19 protein-coding genes are annotated in these 17,111 nt (G+C 58.7%); 14 read left to right on the forward strand and 5 right to left on the reverse strand.

Features of this window, described 5'->3' with window-relative positions; genetic code table 11:
* Positions 1-8: 8 nt before the first annotated feature.
* Positions 9-878, reverse strand: coding sequence for a helix-turn-helix transcriptional regulator (locus tag Q0955_RS02140; protein WP_299419281.1), 870 nt, complete (start codon positions 876-878; stop codon positions 9-11).
* A 108-nt stretch (positions 879-986) separates the two neighbouring features.
* Between Q0955_RS02140 and Q0955_RS02145 the strand changes: the two genes are divergently transcribed.
* The 3 genes from Q0955_RS02145 to Q0955_RS02155 all read left to right on the forward strand — a co-directional run bounded on the left by Q0955_RS02145 (position 987) and on the right by Q0955_RS02155 (position 3,062).
* Positions 987-1,193, forward strand: coding sequence for a DUF2061 domain-containing protein (locus Q0955_RS02145; protein WP_299419284.1), 207 nt, complete (start codon positions 987-989; stop codon positions 1,191-1,193).
* Positions 1,186-2,091 carry a fatty acid desaturase gene (locus tag Q0955_RS02150; RefSeq protein ID WP_299419286.1) on the forward strand — a complete coding sequence of 302 codons (906 nt, stop codon included), beginning with the start codon at positions 1,186-1,188 and terminating at the stop codon, positions 2,089-2,091. Before Q0955_RS02145 ends, Q0955_RS02150 begins: the two co-directional genes overlap by 8 nt.
* A 68-nt stretch (positions 2,092-2,159) precedes the next feature.
* Entirely contained in the window at positions 2,160-3,062 is a 903-nt protein-coding gene (locus tag Q0955_RS02155) for a DMT family transporter (RefSeq protein WP_299419289.1), read from the forward strand.
* On the opposite strand, the gene Q0955_RS02160 is transcribed toward Q0955_RS02155, so the two are convergent.
* Positions 3,059-3,793 carry an NUDIX domain-containing protein gene (locus tag Q0955_RS02160; RefSeq protein WP_299419291.1) on the reverse strand — a complete coding sequence of 245 codons (735 nt, stop codon included), beginning with the start codon at positions 3,791-3,793 and terminating at the stop codon, positions 3,059-3,061. The two genes, Q0955_RS02155 and Q0955_RS02160, sit on opposite strands and share 4 nt — an antisense overlap.
* Positions 3,794-3,828: 35 nt before the next feature.
* Complete coding sequence (locus Q0955_RS02165; RefSeq protein ID WP_299419294.1) at positions 3,829-4,224, reverse strand: DUF983 domain-containing protein; 396 nt, start codon at positions 4,222-4,224, stop codon at positions 3,829-3,831.
* A gap of 226 nt (positions 4,225-4,450) precedes the next feature.
* Between Q0955_RS02165 and Q0955_RS02170 the strand changes: the two genes are divergently transcribed.
* From Q0955_RS02170 to Q0955_RS02185, 4 genes are all read left to right on the forward strand, one after another.
* Positions 4,451-5,041 (forward strand): EF-hand domain-containing protein, encoded by a 591-nt coding sequence (locus Q0955_RS02170; protein WP_299419297.1) that lies wholly within the window; start codon positions 4,451-4,453, stop codon positions 5,039-5,041.
* Between the two features lie 83 nt (positions 5,042-5,124).
* Positions 5,125-5,709, forward strand: coding sequence for an RNA polymerase sigma factor (locus Q0955_RS02175; protein WP_299419300.1), 585 nt, complete (start codon positions 5,125-5,127; stop codon positions 5,707-5,709).
* Positions 5,702-6,091 (forward strand): hypothetical protein, encoded by a 390-nt coding sequence (locus Q0955_RS02180; RefSeq protein ID WP_299419302.1) that lies wholly within the window; start codon positions 5,702-5,704, stop codon positions 6,089-6,091. The genes Q0955_RS02175 and Q0955_RS02180 overlap by 8 nt, the downstream gene beginning before the upstream one ends.
* Before the next feature lie 2 nt (positions 6,092-6,093).
* Positions 6,094-6,627, forward strand: coding sequence for a periplasmic heavy metal sensor (locus Q0955_RS02185; RefSeq protein ID WP_299419305.1), 534 nt, complete (start codon positions 6,094-6,096; stop codon positions 6,625-6,627).
* A 77-nt stretch (positions 6,628-6,704) separates the two neighbouring features.
* On the opposite strand, the gene Q0955_RS02190 is transcribed toward Q0955_RS02185, so the two are convergent.
* Complete coding sequence (locus Q0955_RS02190) at positions 6,705-8,129, reverse strand: diguanylate cyclase (protein ID WP_299419308.1); 1,425 nt, start codon at positions 8,127-8,129, stop codon at positions 6,705-6,707.
* A gap of 83 nt (positions 8,130-8,212) precedes the next feature.
* On the opposite strand from Q0955_RS02190, the gene Q0955_RS02195 reads away from it, so the two are divergent.
* The 6 genes from Q0955_RS02195 (at position 8,213) to Q0955_RS02220 (ending at position 14,558) form a co-directional block, all read left to right on the forward strand.
* Positions 8,213-8,497, forward strand: coding sequence for a DUF3572 domain-containing protein (locus Q0955_RS02195; RefSeq protein WP_299419311.1), 285 nt, complete (start codon positions 8,213-8,215; stop codon positions 8,495-8,497).
* 97 nt (positions 8,498-8,594) lie between these two features.
* The gene (locus Q0955_RS02200) at positions 8,595-9,284 is read left to right on the forward strand and encodes an HAD family hydrolase (protein ID WP_299419313.1); all 690 of its coding nucleotides are present in this window, start codon (positions 8,595-8,597) and stop codon (positions 9,282-9,284) included.
* Between the two features lie 167 nt (positions 9,285-9,451).
* Positions 9,452-11,020: a trimethylamine methyltransferase family protein gene (locus tag Q0955_RS02205; RefSeq protein WP_299419315.1), complete on the forward strand. Its 1,569-nt coding sequence runs from the start codon at positions 9,452-9,454 to the stop codon at positions 11,018-11,020.
* A 123-nt stretch (positions 11,021-11,143) separates the two neighbouring features.
* Positions 11,144-12,895: a DUF4153 domain-containing protein gene (locus tag Q0955_RS02210; protein ID WP_299419318.1), complete on the forward strand. Its 1,752-nt coding sequence runs from the start codon at positions 11,144-11,146 to the stop codon at positions 12,893-12,895.
* A gap of 62 nt (positions 12,896-12,957) precedes the next feature.
* Entirely contained in the window at positions 12,958-13,545 is a 588-nt protein-coding gene (locus Q0955_RS02215) for a heme NO-binding domain-containing protein (RefSeq protein WP_299419320.1), read from the forward strand.
* Complete coding sequence (locus Q0955_RS02220) at positions 13,542-14,558, forward strand: diguanylate cyclase (RefSeq protein WP_299419323.1); 1,017 nt, start codon at positions 13,542-13,544, stop codon at positions 14,556-14,558. The genes Q0955_RS02215 and Q0955_RS02220 overlap by 4 nt, the downstream gene beginning before the upstream one ends.
* Positions 14,559-14,579: 21 nt before the next feature.
* Here the strand turns inward: Q0955_RS02220 and Q0955_RS02225 are convergent, their stop codons facing one another.
* A complete protein-coding gene (locus Q0955_RS02225) occupies positions 14,580-15,485 on the reverse strand; it encodes a LysR family transcriptional regulator (protein ID WP_299419325.1) in 906 nt (301 codons plus the stop codon).
* Positions 15,486-15,651: 166 nt separating this feature from the next.
* On the opposite strand from Q0955_RS02225, the gene xdhA reads away from it, so the two are divergent.
* Positions 15,652-17,103: a xanthine dehydrogenase small subunit gene (xdhA, locus tag Q0955_RS02230; protein WP_299419328.1), complete on the forward strand. Its 1,452-nt coding sequence runs from the start codon at positions 15,652-15,654 to the stop codon at positions 17,101-17,103.
* Positions 17,104-17,111 lie beyond the last annotated feature (8 nt).

Below are 17,111 nucleotides of genomic sequence, written 5' to 3' on the forward strand. Positions count from 1 at the left end.
ATTTGGGGTCAAATGAAGGGTCTGAGGGCGGATTTGAGAGCTGCGACGTGGTCCGGGATTTGGCGGGCGGTGACATCTGCCTGGCGGATCAGGTCGTCGAAGTGCTCCGTGAAGCTGGTCACGCGTTCTCGGTCGCGGAAAGCGAGGTAATTGCGGCCCAGATAAAGTACGGCGAGCAGGGGGCCAAAGACGGTGATCGGGCTGGAATACAACCGCCGCGCATCAAACAGGTAGAGGCGCAAGCGCGGGTAAAGTTGTGCGCTCAGATCTGCGAAGTGGTCCAATTGCTGGGCGCGCACATCTTCGGGCAGGCCTGCGTAATAGCCTTCGCCACGGGAAAAGGCCGCAAGCTCGTGCATGGGAAGCGCAATTTCATAGTCCGATTGCGACTCTCGCATCCAGTTGAGGCGGTCGCGTGAGGCGTTGATCGCCTGTTCCGTGGTCCGGCCAAGGTGCGGGGCGTATTCCCAATCCAGCATCTCGTTGGTTTTGAGCATGTCCGGCAGACCCGCCGGCACGTGGCGGATTTTGTAACCCGCGGCTTCCTGATGCCAGGCAAAAATCTGTTCATCCACCAGCGCACGCGGGGCTTTGGTCACAGTCAATGCATTGGCGAGAATGTCAGCGGTGTTTTCGGGCCTGTCGGTGAGCGATAGCAGCCAATCCGCCGAGACCCCAAGTGCGGCAGCGCATTCGCCCACCACCTGTGCGTTGGGCAGACGGGCGCCGGTGTCTTTCAGAAGTTGGCTGATGGTGGAGCGGTCCACGCCAATGCTGCGGGCCAGGCCGGCCTGGGTGGTGTCCTTACTGCGCATGGCGCTGGCCAGGCGTTTGCGGAACTGATCTGCACGCAGGCGTTTGTCGATAATTTCACTCATACGGTGACTATTATCATGTCTGCTGAGTTTTGTTAATCAGATACAGAATTCTGCAACGTGCTTTTTGTCGGTAACACATCTGTGAAGACTGAGGCACGGGACAACAGAATGGACACGCAAAAACGCTCCATCGTGAAAGCGGTGATTTGGAATGTGATTGGCATCATATCGATGTCCGTGGTGGGGATTTTGGCCACCGGATCAGCGGCACTTGGGGGGAAGATGGCACTGATCAACACCGGGTTGGGGTTCAGCATGTATGTGATTTACGAGCGGGTTTGGTCGCGCGTGCGCTGGGGGCGGCAACATGGCTGAGCGACACATGCCCAAAGTGGAATGGCCCACACTTTTTTTGGTAGCAGGTTGTTACGGGCTATATGCATTGGGCACAGTTTGGGCGGCGCAGCTTTGGCTGCCTTTGGGCATGGCGCTGACCATTGTCGCGCTGGCGCTGCACAGTTCGCTGAGCCATGAGGTGCTGCATGGGCATCCGTTTGAAAACAAATTGCTGAATGCAGCCTTGGTGTTCCCGGCCATTGGGGTGTTTGTGCCATACCTGCGGTTCCAAGACACCCATCTGGCGCATCATTTGGATAGCAAACTGACCGATCCTTATGACGATCCAGAGAGCAATTATCTTTACGCCGAGGACTGGCAGTCCTTGCCCAGATGGCGGCAGGCTGTGCTCTTGTTCAACAACACGCTGGTAGGGCGGTTGTTGGTTGGGCCGCTGGTCGGGCAGGTCTGCTTTATGGTCAGCGATTGGCAGGCGATCCGGCGCGGAGATCGTCGGGTTTTGTCCGGCTGGCTGTGGCATGTGCCTGCGGTGATGCTGGTCGTTTGGTGGATGAGCGCTCTTGGGGCGATGCCGGTCTGGGCCTATCTGTTTTGCGCCTATGCCGCCCTGTCGATCCTCAAAATCCGCACGTTTCTGGAGCATCAGGCGCATGAGCGGGCGCGGGGACGGACAGTGATCATTGAGGATCGCGGGCCGCTGTCGTGGATTTTCCTGAACAACAATCTGCATGTGGTGCATCACATGCATCCCAAGATGCCGTGGTATCGCTTGCCGGAGCTGTTTCGCAGCAATCGGGAGCGCTACCTCTCGCGAAACGACGGCTATTATTTTGCGTCTTATGGCGAGGTGTTTCGGCGGTTTTTCTGGCGGCGCAAAGATCCGGTGGCGCATCCGTTGTGGCGGCGGGATGGCTAACGCACTCCACGTGTAGGGGTACAATGTTTGGCGTGACTTCCATGGCTTAGCTCGGCATCAAGGCGGTCATGGAATTCTGGATCATTGCCTCTGTCGCAGCCGCGGCCTTTCAAACCGTGCGTTTTATGCTGCAAAAACATCTGGCAAAGGTGTCTTTGTCGGCTGCAGGTGCAACTTTTGCTCGGTTTGTATATTCCGCACCCATCGCAGCGGCGATATTGGCGACTTTGGTGGCAACAGGCCGTGTGAACCTGCCGGATGTTACGCCAAGCTTTTGGCTGTTTGGCGCGGTGGGCGGTGCGGCCCAGATCACGGCGACAGTTTGCACCGTGATGCTGTTTGGCCGACGCAACTTTGCCGTTGGCATGGCCTTTATCAAAAGCGAGGTGTTTTTCACCGCTCTGATTGGGTTGATGCTGCTATCTGAAACCATCTCTGGCGTAGGGTTGATCGCGATCACCATTGGCGTGGGTGGCGTTATGGTGCTGTCCGGTCCAATTGAGGCCGAGGCGACCGGCTGGCGCCGGGTTTTGACACCCTCGGCGGCGCTTGGCCTGGTGGCTGGAGCGCTGTTTGGGGTCTCAGCCGTATGTTATCGCGGGGCCTCGCTTGAAGTGGTCACCGATGCGCCCTTGTTGCGTGCCTTGGTGACCCTGGCGGCGGTAACCCTGATCCAGATGGTCAGCATGTGGCTTTGGCTTACCCTGCGTGAGCCGGGCGAAGTGGGGCGGGTGCTGTCGGCCTGGCGCAGTGCGGGGTTCATTGGCTTGACCAGCATGGCGGGCACGTTTTGCTGGTTCACAGCTTTCACGCTGCAGAATGCGGCTTATGTGAAAGCGGTGGGGCAGATCGAGCTGGTGTTTGGGATCCTCGGCACCGTGCTGATCTTCAAAGAGACCATCAGCCGGCGCGAGTACCTCGGCATGGCGCTGTTGGCCGTGTCGATCCTGACGCTGGTGCTTTTGGCTTAATCGTCTCGCCCGTTCAGATCAGGCAGGCGGCCTTTGAGCCGCAAAAACAGGCTCTCTTCGTCATCATTGCGGAAGAACGGCACGGCCTCGGGCGGAGTGCGGTCGGTCACGCGGGCTTCGATCTCAGCTAAAACCACCTCGGTGATGAAGGGCAGGTCAAAGCTGCGGGCCTCTTTGAGGGGGATCCACTGCAGGTGAGATAGCTCTTCGCAGGCGGCGGAGAAGTCATCCAGATCGCTGGTGATTTCGTCTGCATCCAACAGGAAGAAACGCGCATCAAAGCGGCGCGGGCGGCCCGGTGGGGTGATCGCGCGGAAGACAAATTGCAGGGCTTCTGCGGTCGGTACATGGCCGGTGGCCGCATAGGTGTCCCAATCCGCCGGTGGGGCGATCGACCAATTGCCTTGGGTGCCAAGGATCAGGCCGGTCTCTTCCCAGAGCTCGCGGATGGCAGCGACGGCCAACGCATGCACGATGCTTTCATTTGTGTCCTCGCGCCGGTCTTCCAGCAGACGCTGGCTGCAAAAATCCGAGATTGGCGCGGCCAGCGGGATGTCGGCATCCTCAAGGTCCACCGCCCCGCCGGGGAACACCACTTTGTTGGGCATAAACGCGGCTTTGGCGCCGCGCTGGCCCATCAGGATTTGTGGATTGGTGTCACGATCTCTGAGCACAATCACCGTGGCGGCGTTGCGGATCGCGGTTTTGTCCACTGTGGTGGCGTTTGTCATGCTGTGCTCCCCTCACGTGATGGGGTGGCCGGGCTCTATTTGAACCCGTGCATCCGGCGCGCCCATTGGAAGGCGACCACACACCCCTTCAATCTCGGCAGAAGGTAGAGCGAGAGCCCGACACAGCCAACCGAAAAAACGGTAAAAAGAATAAGGGGATCCGGACGCCAATGCACAAAGGCAACGTGCAAAAGCGGGGCCAGTAGGTGGCCGACCACAAGAATCGTCAAATAGGCCGGGCCGTCATCGGCACGGTGGTGGCTCAGGTCTTCTTTGCAGACCGAACAATGGTCGCGCACTTTCAAATAGCCCTTAAGCATCGGGCCAGTCCCACAATTTGGGCATTTCCGGCGCCAACCCCGATACAGGGCCTGCTTCATTGGGCGGTCGTCTTCGGCCAAAACGGCATCAGACATGTTGGTTTCACTCATAACGTTTCCCTCGCTGCTCGCGTGGCCAAGATGTGTCGGTTTGCGCAAACAATAAAGGGGGCAATCTGACTTGCGTCGCGATGTCGCAAAGGCCCCCGTAAATCTTTCTTGCCAAAAAAAGATTGAGAAAGTGCGACGGAAACCTTGGGGCGCCGCGTTTTACCCTCACTGAACAGGCAATGAGCCGACGCAGAGAGACAAAAGACAGGCCCAAAAGGAGACCACCATGAAGAGCACAATGATGATCAGCGCCGTAGTGATTGCAGCCCTCGGTGTGACCGCAGTTGCGGCATCCGCCAAAGAAGGCGGCAAGATGCGCGGCATGCGCGGGCAAATGCCGAGCTTTGAGCAACTCGACACAAATGGTGATGGCTTCATCACCGCTGAGGAGCTGCAAGCGAAAGCTGCAGACCGCTTTTCCGGCATTGATGCCAACGGTGACGGAGTGATCACCAAGGAAGAGCTGACCGCGTTTGCCGAATCCCAAGGCAACGAGCGGATGGTCAAGAAGCTGGATCGCATGATCAGTCGGATGGATGCCAATGGCGACGGGCAGCTGAGCGTGGATGAGCTGAAGCCCAAAACTGATCGCTCGGCCAAGATGATCGAAAAGCTGGACTCAGACGGCGACGGCAAGATCTCCAAAGCCGAGTTTGAAACCGCGCAGGCGGAACGCAAAACCAAACGATCCGAACGTAAGGCGGAGATGTTCAAGAAGCTCGACACCAATGGCGACGGCACCATCTCACAAGAAGAATGGGATGCCGCCAAAGAAGCACGTGGCTTCAAAAAACGTGGCGACGTTCAGGAAAACTGATCCTACTCACGGGAGGGCGGCCTTCGTGCCGCCCAACTGAGACCGATTGCACAACCGCCCATGAGAGGCTAGCCATCGAGATCATGACGATGCCTTATGATCAACAGGAGGACACGCCGGACGACGCTTTGTTGGTGCTTTATGCCAACGGCGACGGTGCGGCGGCGCGGGTTTTGACGCTGCGGTTGACGCCGCGCGCCTTTGCGCATGCCTTCCGCATGTTGGGCGATCGGGCAGAGGCCGAGGATGTGGCACAAGAGGCCATGATCCGGCTGTTCAAACAGGCGCCAGACTGGCGACAGGGCGAGGCCAAGGTGACAACCTGGCTTTATCGCGTGACCGCCAATCTGTGCACCGACCGGCTGCGAAAAACCAAAGGGGTGGCGCTTGATGCCATTCCCGAGCCGGAAGACGATGCCAAATCGGCGGCGCAGGAAATGCAGGATCGCGCGCGCGCAGATGCGTTGCAGAACGCGCTGGCCACATTGCCAGATCGGCAACGGCAAGCGGTGGTGTTGCGCCACATTGAGGGTCAAAGCAATCCCGAGATTGCGGAGATCATGGAGATCAGCGTCGAGGCAGTCGAAAGCCTCACGGCGCGGGGTAAACGGGCGTTGGCAGAGGCTTTGGCCAGTCAACGCGAGGCACTGGGGTATACCGATGGCTGAGAAGTTTGACACCAGTAAAAGTGACGGGGACATGCTGGACGATCTGTTTGCAGCGGCCCGCAATGATAGCCGTGTCACCCCGTCGCCGGACCTTTTGGCACGGGTGCTGAATGAGGCGGAAGGGTTACAAGGGACTGACCCTGCACCCGTGGCGCCTGATGCGCGCTCAGGCTTGTGGGCTGCTGTTGTGGCAGCCGTGGGTGGTTGGCCGGCACTGGGGGGCGTGGCCATGGCGGGCGCGGCCGGTGTTTGGATAGGTGTGGCCTCGGGCACAAGTTTGATGCAAGACACGCTTGGCCTTGATCTTTATGGAGAGACCGCTCAAAGCTATCTCTCCGATCTGGATGATACCTATGCCTTTGATTTTACGGCGGAGGAGTGAGCATGACTGAGCCAAAAAATGACCAGCCCAGCCCCAAACCTCGCCGTCTGACGCGCGCGCTTTTGATCGGGTCTCTGGCGCTTAACGTGCTGATCATCGGCGTGGTTGGCGGTGCTGTGTTCAGCCTGCGTGGCGGCAGCGACAAAGGGCCGGTCAGCGACCGGTTTGGCTCGCCGCACATCAAGGCGCTGACCTTTGATGACAAGCGTGAAGTCGGACGAGCCATTCGCAGCACGTATCGCAAGAGCAATGTGGATCACCGCGCAGATCATCAGCACTACAAAGAGGCTTTGGCCGTGCTGCGGACTTCGCCATTGGACGAAGCGGTGCTGCGCAATTTGGTGATGACTTTGGATCAAGCGGGTGAGCGCCGTCGCGCCATGGCGCGGGATGTGTTCCTGGCCAAAATCCTGTCGATGAGTGATGCGGAACGGGCGGACTATGCCGACCGGCTGGAAGAGGTGCTGGCGCGCGGTCCTAAGGACAAGAAACATCCCCCAAAAGACGGAAAACCCCGTCCGCCCAAACAGCCCTGATCTTCATTTGACCAAAAATATCCCGGGGGTGCCCCATCGCAGATGGGGCGGGGGCCGCGCCCCCAACTGCGCCAGGGTCAGGCCGCAGTGATCGACAGCAGCACCTTGTCGCGCCCGTCTGCCTTGGCGCCATAGAGCGCCTGATCCGCCTGATCTATCAAGGCACTGGCAAGGCTGTCCTCGCCACCACCGAATCTGGATTTCTTAGCGTCCAGCATGTCACTGCCCATGGCGACGCCGATGCTAACGGTCACCGGGATCTGAATGTCGCGGCCACGCAGATAGACCGGTTCGGCGCGCACCACATCACAGAGGCGCTGGGCCACTTTTGCGGCGCTTTCGCGGTTGTCGGTCTGCACCACCACAAGGAACTCTTCGCCGCCCATGCGGGCAATCAGGTCGGCGGATTTGATATTGGCGCGCATGCGGCGGGCAATCTCGGCCAGTACAATGTCGCCGGCGGCATGGCCGTATTTGTCATTTACATCTTTGAAATGGTCGAGGTCAGCCAGCATCACGGCAAAATCGCCGGTCTGCTCGCTGTGTCCGGTGGCGCGCTGCGCCATGTTGTCCAGATGTGGCATCGCATAGCGGCGGTTGAACAGACCGGTCAACGGGTCGGTGACAGAGGCGGTCAGGCCGTCTTCCACCTTTTGACGCAGACGATCGGTCAGGCGTTTGCGGGCGATCATTTTGTCCAAGCGCAACACGGCCTCTTCTGCTTCAAACCCTTCGGCAATCACATCGTTGGCCCCCAAGTCCAAAGCGCTAATACGGGCGGTGTCGTTGTTCTCGTCCAAAACCACCAGCACAGCCGCCTGGCGGGTGGCGGCGCGGGCGCGGATTTCGGCCAGAAGGTGCAAGGCTGCTTCTGGCGCGGCCACGGCCAGGGAAATCACAATGGCATCCGGGGCGGTGAACTGCCCCATGTTGCGCATGATGTCCGCTTCCATCTGGTGGCGCAGAACAAACGGTGACAGTTTGGACAGCTGCGCCTGCCAGCGTGCGCCTTCGGTTTCATTGCGGGCGGCGATCAGCACGGCGGCGGGCGTATCAAACGCGGCAGGTGTTTCGGCAAGTCCTGGAATGTGCCCTGTGCTTTCGCGCAAGCGCAGCTCCTCAAAGCTGTTGCGGGTGCGCACAATCGAGCGGATGCGGGCGAGAAGCGCGTCAGTGCTGACCGACATGTCAAAGGCGTCATCCGCCCCCGCGCGCAGGGCTTCAATCAGGTCGGCGCGGTGGCCGTCGGTGTGCACCAGCAACACCGACAGGTTGGCCAGTTCAGGACGTTTTTTGACGAGCGTGCAGAGGTCAATTGCGCTCATATCCACGAGGTCGCCACCGAGCACCAGAAGGTCGGGCGTGGCCTCGTTTTCGAGGAGATCCAAAGCCTCCCCTGCGCTGGCGGCTTGCTCAACCTGAGCGAATGCGCCGGCAAGTTTGACTTTCAACAAGATACGGTTCGCCGAAATGCTGTCGACGATCAAGACACGAGCTGCCATAAGAAACCTGAAACTGAGGAAAGTAGGGACACGTTCATATTGTGGTATGAATGGTTAACAAACCCTTTCGAAAGTGAGAAAAAATGAGTGTTTCTCAAGAGGTCGCCGAGACCACCGCCCTGAAGGCCCTGGCCTGGTTGGTTAACAACGAGGAGGTGTGCTCTGTATTTTTGGGTTCAACCGGTGCGTCAGTGGAGGACCTGCGCGCGCGGGCAGCGGAGCCTGATTTTCTGGGCTCTGTGCTTGAGTTTATCACTATGGACGATGCTTGGGTGGTAGACTTCTGTGACAGCAATGCACTCGCCTATGAAGTGCCGATGATGGCGGCTGCGACCCTGCTTGGGACCGCCCGGATGCATTGGACCTGAGCCTAAGATTGCGTTAACGGCGCAGATCCGCTTGCACTGAGGTTAGGGTCAGGGCAGGGTCTGGGGCAGGACCACATTGAGGCAAGGCAGATCATAGATGCGCGTAGACGGACTTCTGTTTGACAAGGATGGCACCCTGTTTGATTTCGGGGCGACCTGGAACGGCTGGGCGGCAAGCATGATCGAGCGCTTTGCCCAAGGGGACGCTGCGCTGTCACAGCGGATTGCCGATGCGTTGATGTTTGACCTCTCTGCCAAAGCATTCCGCCCGGACAGTTTTGTGATTGCAGGCACCAACCGTGAGGCAGCGGAGGCGGTGGCCAGCGTTTTGCCGGGTTCTGATGTGGATGCAATAGATGAGACCTTGATGTTGGCGGCAGCAGATGCCCCGCTGGCACCGGCCGTGCCGTTGGCGCCTCTGATGGACGGGTTTCGCGCCCAGGGGCTCAAATTGGGCGTGATGACCAATGACACGGAATACGGCGCCAAGGCCCATTTGTCCGGAGCAGGGGTAGAGGACAGGTTTGATTTTATCGCTGGGTTTGATAGCGGTTTTGGTGCCAAGCCTGACCCAGCCCCGCTTTTGGCCTTTGCTGAGCATACCAATCTGACACCTGCACGCGTGGCGATGGTCGGCGACAGCACCCACGACCTGATCGCCGGACGTCGTGCCGGGATGCAGACAATTGCGGTGTTGACCGGCGTGGCGCTTGAAGCGGAGCTTGCGCCCCACGCAGACGTGGTTTTGCCAAATATTGGTCATATCCCTGCGTGGATGGTGACCTAATTCCCCTTCATTCAGCCCGGTTTTTGACGGCGTGCCCTAGGGTGCGCCGTTTTGATTTGCCCGCTACGCGCAAGGCGGGGTGTCAAAAGCGACGACTTTTGTCGCAAACGCGCAGACAGATCGCGCAGGATGTCTTTTGCTTTCTCTAACGCGAAGGGGAGGCATCCATGTCGGAACCAGAGGGAAAGCCAAGAGGGCGGCGTGGCGGTGGACGCGCGGGCAATGCGGCGCGGCGCCGGACATCCGGTGTGATTGAGCAAATGCCCTGGCGTTTGCCAAAAAACATCGATCGCCCAACCGAACCGCTCTCAGAAGAGGGGGTGCAGGCGATCCACGCTGGTGCCATGCGCATTCTCGAAGAGCTTGGCATAGCCTTTTACAATGACGAGGCGCGCAAAATTCTGAAGCAGGCGGGCTGTCGCGTTGAGGGTGACCAGGTCTTCATGGACCGCGCCTTTGTCATGGAGATGGTCGGCAAAGCGCCGTCGCGCTGGACTATCACGCCACGCAATCCTGAACGGCAGCTGGTAATGGGCGGCACCCACATCCTGTTTGGCAATGTCTCCAGCCCGCCGAACTATTGGGATCTGGAACTGGGGCGCAAAGTGCCCGGCACGCGCGAACAATGTGCCAACCTGCTGAAGCTGACGCAGTATTTCAACTGCATCCATTTTACAGGCGGCTATCCGGTTGAGCCACAGGACATCCACGCCTCGATCCGGCATTTGGACGTGTTGTTTGACACGCTCACCCTGACAGACAAAGTGGTGCATGCCTATGCGTTGGGCGCGGAGCGGGTCGAAGACGCGATGGAAATGGTGCGGCTGGCAGGCGGCCTGAGCCATGAGGCGTTTGAGGCGAGCCCAAGGATGTTCACCAACATCAATTCGACCTCTCCGTTAAAACATGACCATCCAATGATGGATGGCTGGATGCGCATAGCGCGCCGAAATCAGGGGTTGGTGGTCACGCCGTTTACGTTGGCAGGCGCGATGGCGCCTGTGACCATGGCAGGGGCTGTGGCGCAGTCTTTGGCGGAGGCGTTGAGCGCCGTGGCTCTGGCGCAATACATTCGGCCCGGCGCGGCCTGTGCCATTGGTACTTTCACCAGCAATGTGGACATGAAATCCGGTGCGCCGGCCTTTGGCACGCCGGAGTATATGCGCGCCACGCAGATGACGGGCCAGATGGCACGGTTCTATGGTTTGCCGATGCGTGCCAGCGGTGTCTGTGCTGCCAATGTGCCGGACGCGCAGGCCATGTGGGAGACCTGTAACAGCCTGTGGAGCGCGGTGCAGTCGGGCAGCAATATGGTGTATCACGCGGCTGGCTGGCTCGAAGGCGGGTTGATCGCCAGCCCGGAGAAGTTTGTGATGGATTGTGAAGAATTGCAGATGATCCAGCGTTACCTGGAGCCGGAGATCTGCGCCACGGGTCCGGAGGAGATTGCCTTTGACGCAATTGCCGAGGTTGGCACCGACGGGCATTTCTTTGGCACAGAACACACACAGGCCCGCTACACGACAGCCTTCTATCAGCCGTTTGTGTCGGACTGGCGCAACTATGAAGCCTTTGAGGCCGCCGGGGGCGCCTGGACGGCGGAACGGGCGCATCACCTCTACAAGGATATTCTGGCCGAATTTGAAGCGCCCACGATGCCGCCAGAGCATCACGCAGCGCTGGTTGACTTTGTTGAAACCCGCAAGCAGCAGGGCGGTGCGCCGACAGATTTCTAACAACATTGTGCAAAAGGGACTGGTGTCTCCAGCCAGAAATGTCATATGCGGATTTTGTTATAAATCATTGTTTTTGATATGCTCCCCGCTATAAACGCCGCACAGGGTTGCAGGAGGGGTACCATGCACACTCAGGACGGGCGCACCGTCGCCGGACGGGCCGAGATGGCTGTCATAGGAGCCATTGCCGGGCTGGCAATTTGGGCTTTGGTTGAGCATCTTTCCGACGTCATTACCCACCCCCATGTTTATCTTGCGGTGACCTCCTTTGTAGCCGGTTTTTTTGCCGTGTTGCTGGGGTTGAGCGGACCGTATCGTGTGGTGCGGGCGGCATTGCCTGCGCTGTGGCTGTCCGCTGTTGCCGCGCTTTTGTTGACATGGGCAGGGTGGCGCTTTGACACGCTGGACGCCTTTGCCGAAGCCATGCATCCGATTTTGGCTTGGGCGGTGTTTGTCTCGATTGGCACGCCCTTTGCTGCGGCGCTTTTGCGTGATCATCACAGCCTGCGGGACTACGGCCACCTGTTTGACGTGAGCTGGAGCATTCTGGTGCGATATTCGGCGGGGTGGTTGTTTGCAGGCCTGTCCTGGGCGGTTTTGTTTATGAGTCATGCGCTTTTGGAGATTGTTGGCCTCACGATCATTGAAGACATCATCGACATTGACGGTGTGCCGTTTGTGATCACCGGTTTTGCCCTGGGGTTGGGGCTGTCGGTGGTGCATGAGATGCGTGAGTATCTGTCGCCGTTTCTGGTGCTGCGCCTGTTGCGGCTGTTGGTGCCGGTGGTGCTGGCGGTTGTGCTGATCTTTGTGGTGGCGGCGCTGTTGCAGGATCCGGCCAAGCTGTTTGGCAACCTGAGCCGCACGGCCACCTTGCTGTTTGTTGGCCTGGCGATGATTTGTTTGGTCAGTGTGTCGCTTGACCGTGGCGATGCGGATGCGGTGCGCTCACAATGGATGCGGCTTTGCACGGCCGCATTGGCCTTGTTGCTGCCGGTGATTGCCGGTTTGGCGATCTATGCGTTGTCGTTGCGGGTCATCCAGTACGGTTGGACCCCGGCCCGTCTCGCGGCGGCCTGTACGGCGGCTATTGTTGCGCTTTATGCGTTGACCTATGCGGTGGCCGTTTTGCTGCGCGGGCCGTGGATGGCACGTATTCGCCAGGCCAATATTCTCGCTGCCGTGGTGGTGCTTGCGGCCGCCGCCGCGTGGTTGAGCCCGCTGCTGAATGCGGAGAGGATTTCCAGCGACTCCCAGGTTGCACGTATCGAGCGTGGTGAGGTGGCCGCGCGGGATATGGCGCTTTATGAACTGGCGCATGAGTGGGGAAAACCCGGCCAGGCTGGCATTGCGGTTTTGCAACGTGGCGCTGCGCAGGGTGACGCGGTGCTTCAAGCAAGCGTGGCACGCGCCTTGTCCGCCGGGAGCCGGTGGCAGTTTGAGCGCGGGCAGGATGACGGTGGGACAGAGGCTTTGGCGGCGGAAATCCATGCACATCTGACAGTCCTGTCGCAGTCTGTAACCGTGACGGTGGACATGCTGCAAAACTGGCCGCGCTACCGGTTGCGGGATTGGTCACAAAGCTGTGCAGACACCGTCGATCCCGGCTGCGTTTTGCTGTTGGACCGGTTTGAGGCGGGGCAGGGCGCCCCGCAAGGTCTGCTGTTCGTCCCCGACCAAAGTCGCAAATTTGACGTATTTAGCGTGTTTGTTAATGGCGGCGATCTCGTCATAGGGGAATACGTGGTGCCCTTTGGCGACAAAGAGGTGACGGTAGAAGAAGTTCGATCTATATTGGCGGGGCGCTATGAGGTGGCTCCCAGCAGCCGGCGCTCACTCTGGGTCGGAGACGTTGAATTGTTTCCGGAATTTTGAGGCTGTTGGGGAAATCTTAAGGTGAGTCTGGTCTGATAGATCAAGACGAATGAGGTGACGTTATGCATGGGTTGGTCAACAGGGCGATACAGTGCTTTGTCCGCGACAGTTATGGGCTGTCGCGGTGGCATGAAGTGACGCGCCGTGCCGGTGTGGAAACCACTGATTTTGAAGCGATGTTGCATTATGATGATGCGGTGACGTCGAGTCTCATCGACGCGGCAAAAGATGTGATTGGTGTGCCTGAAGAAACCGTTCTGGAAGACATCGGCACCTATCTTGTGACCCATCCTAATGTTGAGGCGCTACGCCGCCTGTTGCGCTTTGGGGGCGTTGATTTTGTCGACTTCCTACACTCGCTGGACGAGCTGCCGGATCGTGCAAAGCTGGCGGTGGATGATCTTGACCTGCCCTCGATGGAGGTGCGTCAGCACTCGTCAGAGTCTTTCAGCCTGACACTAAAGGGCGACAACCCTGGGTTTGGTTACGTGATGATTGGCATTCTGCGTACGTTGGCAGATGACTATGGCGCTTTGGTGTTTCTGGAGCATCGCGGGGCGCAGGCAGACGCCGAGGTGATTGACATCACATTGGTGGAACAGGCTTTTGCCAGCGGGCGAGAGTTTGAGTTGGGAGCGCGGGCCGGATGAGCGATCTGCATGACAACAGCCACATGCTTGCAACACTGGATGTGTTGTGCCCAATGCATGTGTGCTTGGACAAGTTTGGCAAGATCATCCATGCGGGGCCAACCGTGGCCAAATTGTATGGGGACCAAAGCATCCTTGGTGAACGCTTCCTGGAAGCGTTTGAGCTGAACCGTCCGCATTCCATCACCTCGATGGAGACGTTGTTGGCGGCGGCAGGTAAGAAGCTGCATTTAAAAAAACGCGCTGAGCCGCAGACCGGCCTCAAGGGTGTGTTGATGCCATGCAGTGATGGCGGCGCGATTGTAAACCTGAGCTTTGGCATCTCCATTCTGGACGCGGTGCAAGAGTACTCGCTCAACGCGTCCGATTTTGCGGCCACGGATTTGACCATCGAGATGTTGTATCTGGTTGAAGCCAAATCCGCAGCGATGGAAGCGCACCGCAAGCTGAACCAACGTTTGCAGGGCGCCAAGGTCGCCGCTGAGGAACAGGCCTATACCGATACGCTGACAGGTTTGAAAAACCGTCGGGCGCTGGATCACATCCTGCCGCGTATGGTCGAAGACCGCACGCCGTTTGGTCTGCTGCATGTGGATCTCGATTTCTTCAAAGAGGTCAACGACACCAAAGGCCATGCCGCTGGGGACGTTGTGTTGCAGCATGTCGCCAAAGTGCTGGTCGACAGCAGCCGGGGCGACGATGTGGTTGCTCGGGTTGGTGGCGATGAGTTTGTTCTGGTGATCAACGGCACCATTGATGAGGAAATCTTGGGGCGTATTTGTACCCGGATCATCAAAGAGGTGGAGCGTCCGGTCGCCTACAAAGACAGCCTATGCAAAGTCTCTGCCAGTGTGGGGATTGCGATCTATGATGGCACGGGCGAGGCATCAGCGGATCAGTTGATGGATGATGCCGATGTGGCGCTTTATGCGTCCAAACATGATGGTCGCGCGACCTTTACGCTTTATACGCCCAAGTTGCGTGAAGAGAGCCCTCTGGCGATCAACCACTAAAACAGCTTCTGGCAGACCGGCTCAAAGCTGCGCGATGCGCTGCTTGCTTTCGGTTGCGACAAAATCCACAAACAGGCGGATTTTTGGGTCTTGCAGTTTGCGGTGCGGATAAAGGCATCCAAACGAGGCTGGCAGAGGCGGTGTGTCTGACAACACCTCCACCAATGCGCCGCTTTTCAAGTGCTGCGCCACGTCAAAGCGGGGTTTGTTGGCAATACCAGCGCCTTCCAGTGCCCATTGGGTCAGCACATCGCCATCATCGGCATCATAACGGCCTTTGGCCTCAATCTTACGCAGCCCGTCTTCGGTTTGCAGGGTCCAGAAATACTCAGGACTGCGCGGGAAACGCAGCAGCAGACAATTGTGATTCCCCAGAAGATCATCCGGTGTGTGTGGCGTGCCATGCGTCTCCAGATACTCCGGCGCGGCCACCAACACGCGATCACAATCGGCAATTTTGCGCAGCTTGAGATTGCTGTCTTTTAATTCCCCCAGCACAAAGGCCACGTCCAAACCGTCCTCAAACAGGTCGACTTTGCGGTCCGACAGGCGCAGCTGCACATCGACATTGGGGTATTTGTCAGCGAAGGCAGGGATCAGGGGTGCAACAATCCGGCGTCCAACGCCCAAGGGGGCTGTCACGCGAATGGTGCCGCGCGGCTTGTCAGAAAACCCGGCCACCACCGCCTCTGCCTCATCCAGCGTTTCAATCACTTTGCGGGCGTGATCATAAAACACTTTGCCCACCTCAGTGGGGGACAGGTTGCGGGTGGTTCGATTGAACAGGCGAACGCCAAGCCGGCCTTCCAGTTCTTTCACGCGGTTGGAGGCCACTGCCGGGGTCAAGCGCAGGTCGCGGCCGCCGGAAGTGATCGAGCCAAGCTCCACCACGCGTACAAAGACTCGCAGGCTTTCCAGATAGGGCATAAGAGCGCCTCCTTATGGGATAGTGCCTCAATAGCGCGGGTTTGGGAATTTGATTTTCAATAAATCATTGAAATAGATTTGCCAAAACCCCCGTTTCATTGAAGGCTAGTGCGCAGGTACAGTGAGCTAAGGCCATTTCCGTGCCGAGTCCCAGCAAGAGGTCAGGATGCAGCACCGCAGCGAAATTCGTTTTTTACTCAACGGGCGCAACGTCGCGCTTTCCGATGTGGGAGCAGACGACACGCTCCTGGATTTTTTGCGTATCGATCAACGGCTTACCGGCTCCAAGGAGGGTTGTGCCGAGGGGGATTGTGGCGCCTGTACCGTGCTGGTCGGGCGGCTGACGGACGGTGGATTGGTCTATGAGACCGTGAACGCCTGCATCCGTTTCCTGGCCTCGCTGGATGGCTGTCACGTGGTCACCATTGAGTATCTTGGCGGGCCAAATGGCCGTCTGTCACCGGTGCAACAGGCGATGGTGGAGCATCACGGCAGCCAATGTGGCTTCTGTACGCCGGGTATTGTCATGTCACTTTACGCGCTGTGGATGCAGCATGAGCACCCAACCGTGAAGCAGGTGGAGACCGCATTGCAAGGCAACCTGTGCCGCTGCACCGGCTATGCGCCGATCATTCGCGCCGCGCAGGAAGTGACCAACTATGGCACTCCGTCTGCGGAACATCTCTCGACCGAACGAGACAGCATTGTTGCGGCTCTGACGGACTTGCAAGACGGCAAGCGGGTTGAGGTGTCCAAGGGCGACAGCCGCGCCATCCTGCCTGCGGACGTGGATGACCTCGCCGCCGTTCTGGAAGCCGAACCAGAGGCCACCATCATTGCTGGCTCCACGGATGTTGGGCTCTGGGTGACCAAGTTCCTCAAGCGGATTTCGCCTGCGGTCTTCATTGGTCAGTTGGATGGATTGAAGGCCATCGAAGTTACTGAGGATGCTGTGACCATGGGCGCGAGCGTGACCTACACCGAAGCGCAGGATGTGATTGCGGAACATTACCCACACCTGAGCGACTATTGGGACCGCATTGCCGGGTGGCAGGTGCGTAATATGGGTACAGTAGGGGGCAACATCGCCAATGGCTCCCCGATTGGCGACACGCCACCGGTGTTGATTGCACTTGGGGCCTCCATCACGCTGCGCAAAGGGGACACCCGTCGCGTATTGCCGCTGGAAGAGTTCTTTATCGCTTACGGCAAGCAGGATCGCGCCGCCGGCGAGTTTGTGGAGAGCATCACAATTCCGCGTGTCTCCACCGGCCATCATGCGGCGTACAAAATTTCCAAACGGCGGGATGAGGACATCTCCTCCGTGGCTGTGGGCATGACGGTACAAGTCGAAAATGGTATGATCACCGCAGCCGTGCTGGCCTTTGGGGGCATGGCCGCCACGCCAAAACGTGCCGCCGCCGCTGAAGCCGCACTGGTCGGCCAGCCATGGAGCGAAGCCACTTTGGCAGCCGCCGCAGGCAAACTGCTTGAGGATTTCCAGCCACTGACCGACATGCGGGCCAGCGCGGATTACCGCATGAAAGTCGCGCAAAACCTGTTCCGCCGGTTCTGGCATGAAACCAATGGCGACACCGCCCGTCTGGCCAGCGCGTAAGGAGAAAA

This window comes from uncultured Shimia sp., from assembly GCF_947493595.1.
In the GTDB taxonomy this organism is placed as follows: domain Bacteria; phylum Pseudomonadota; class Alphaproteobacteria; order Rhodobacterales; family Rhodobacteraceae; genus Shimia.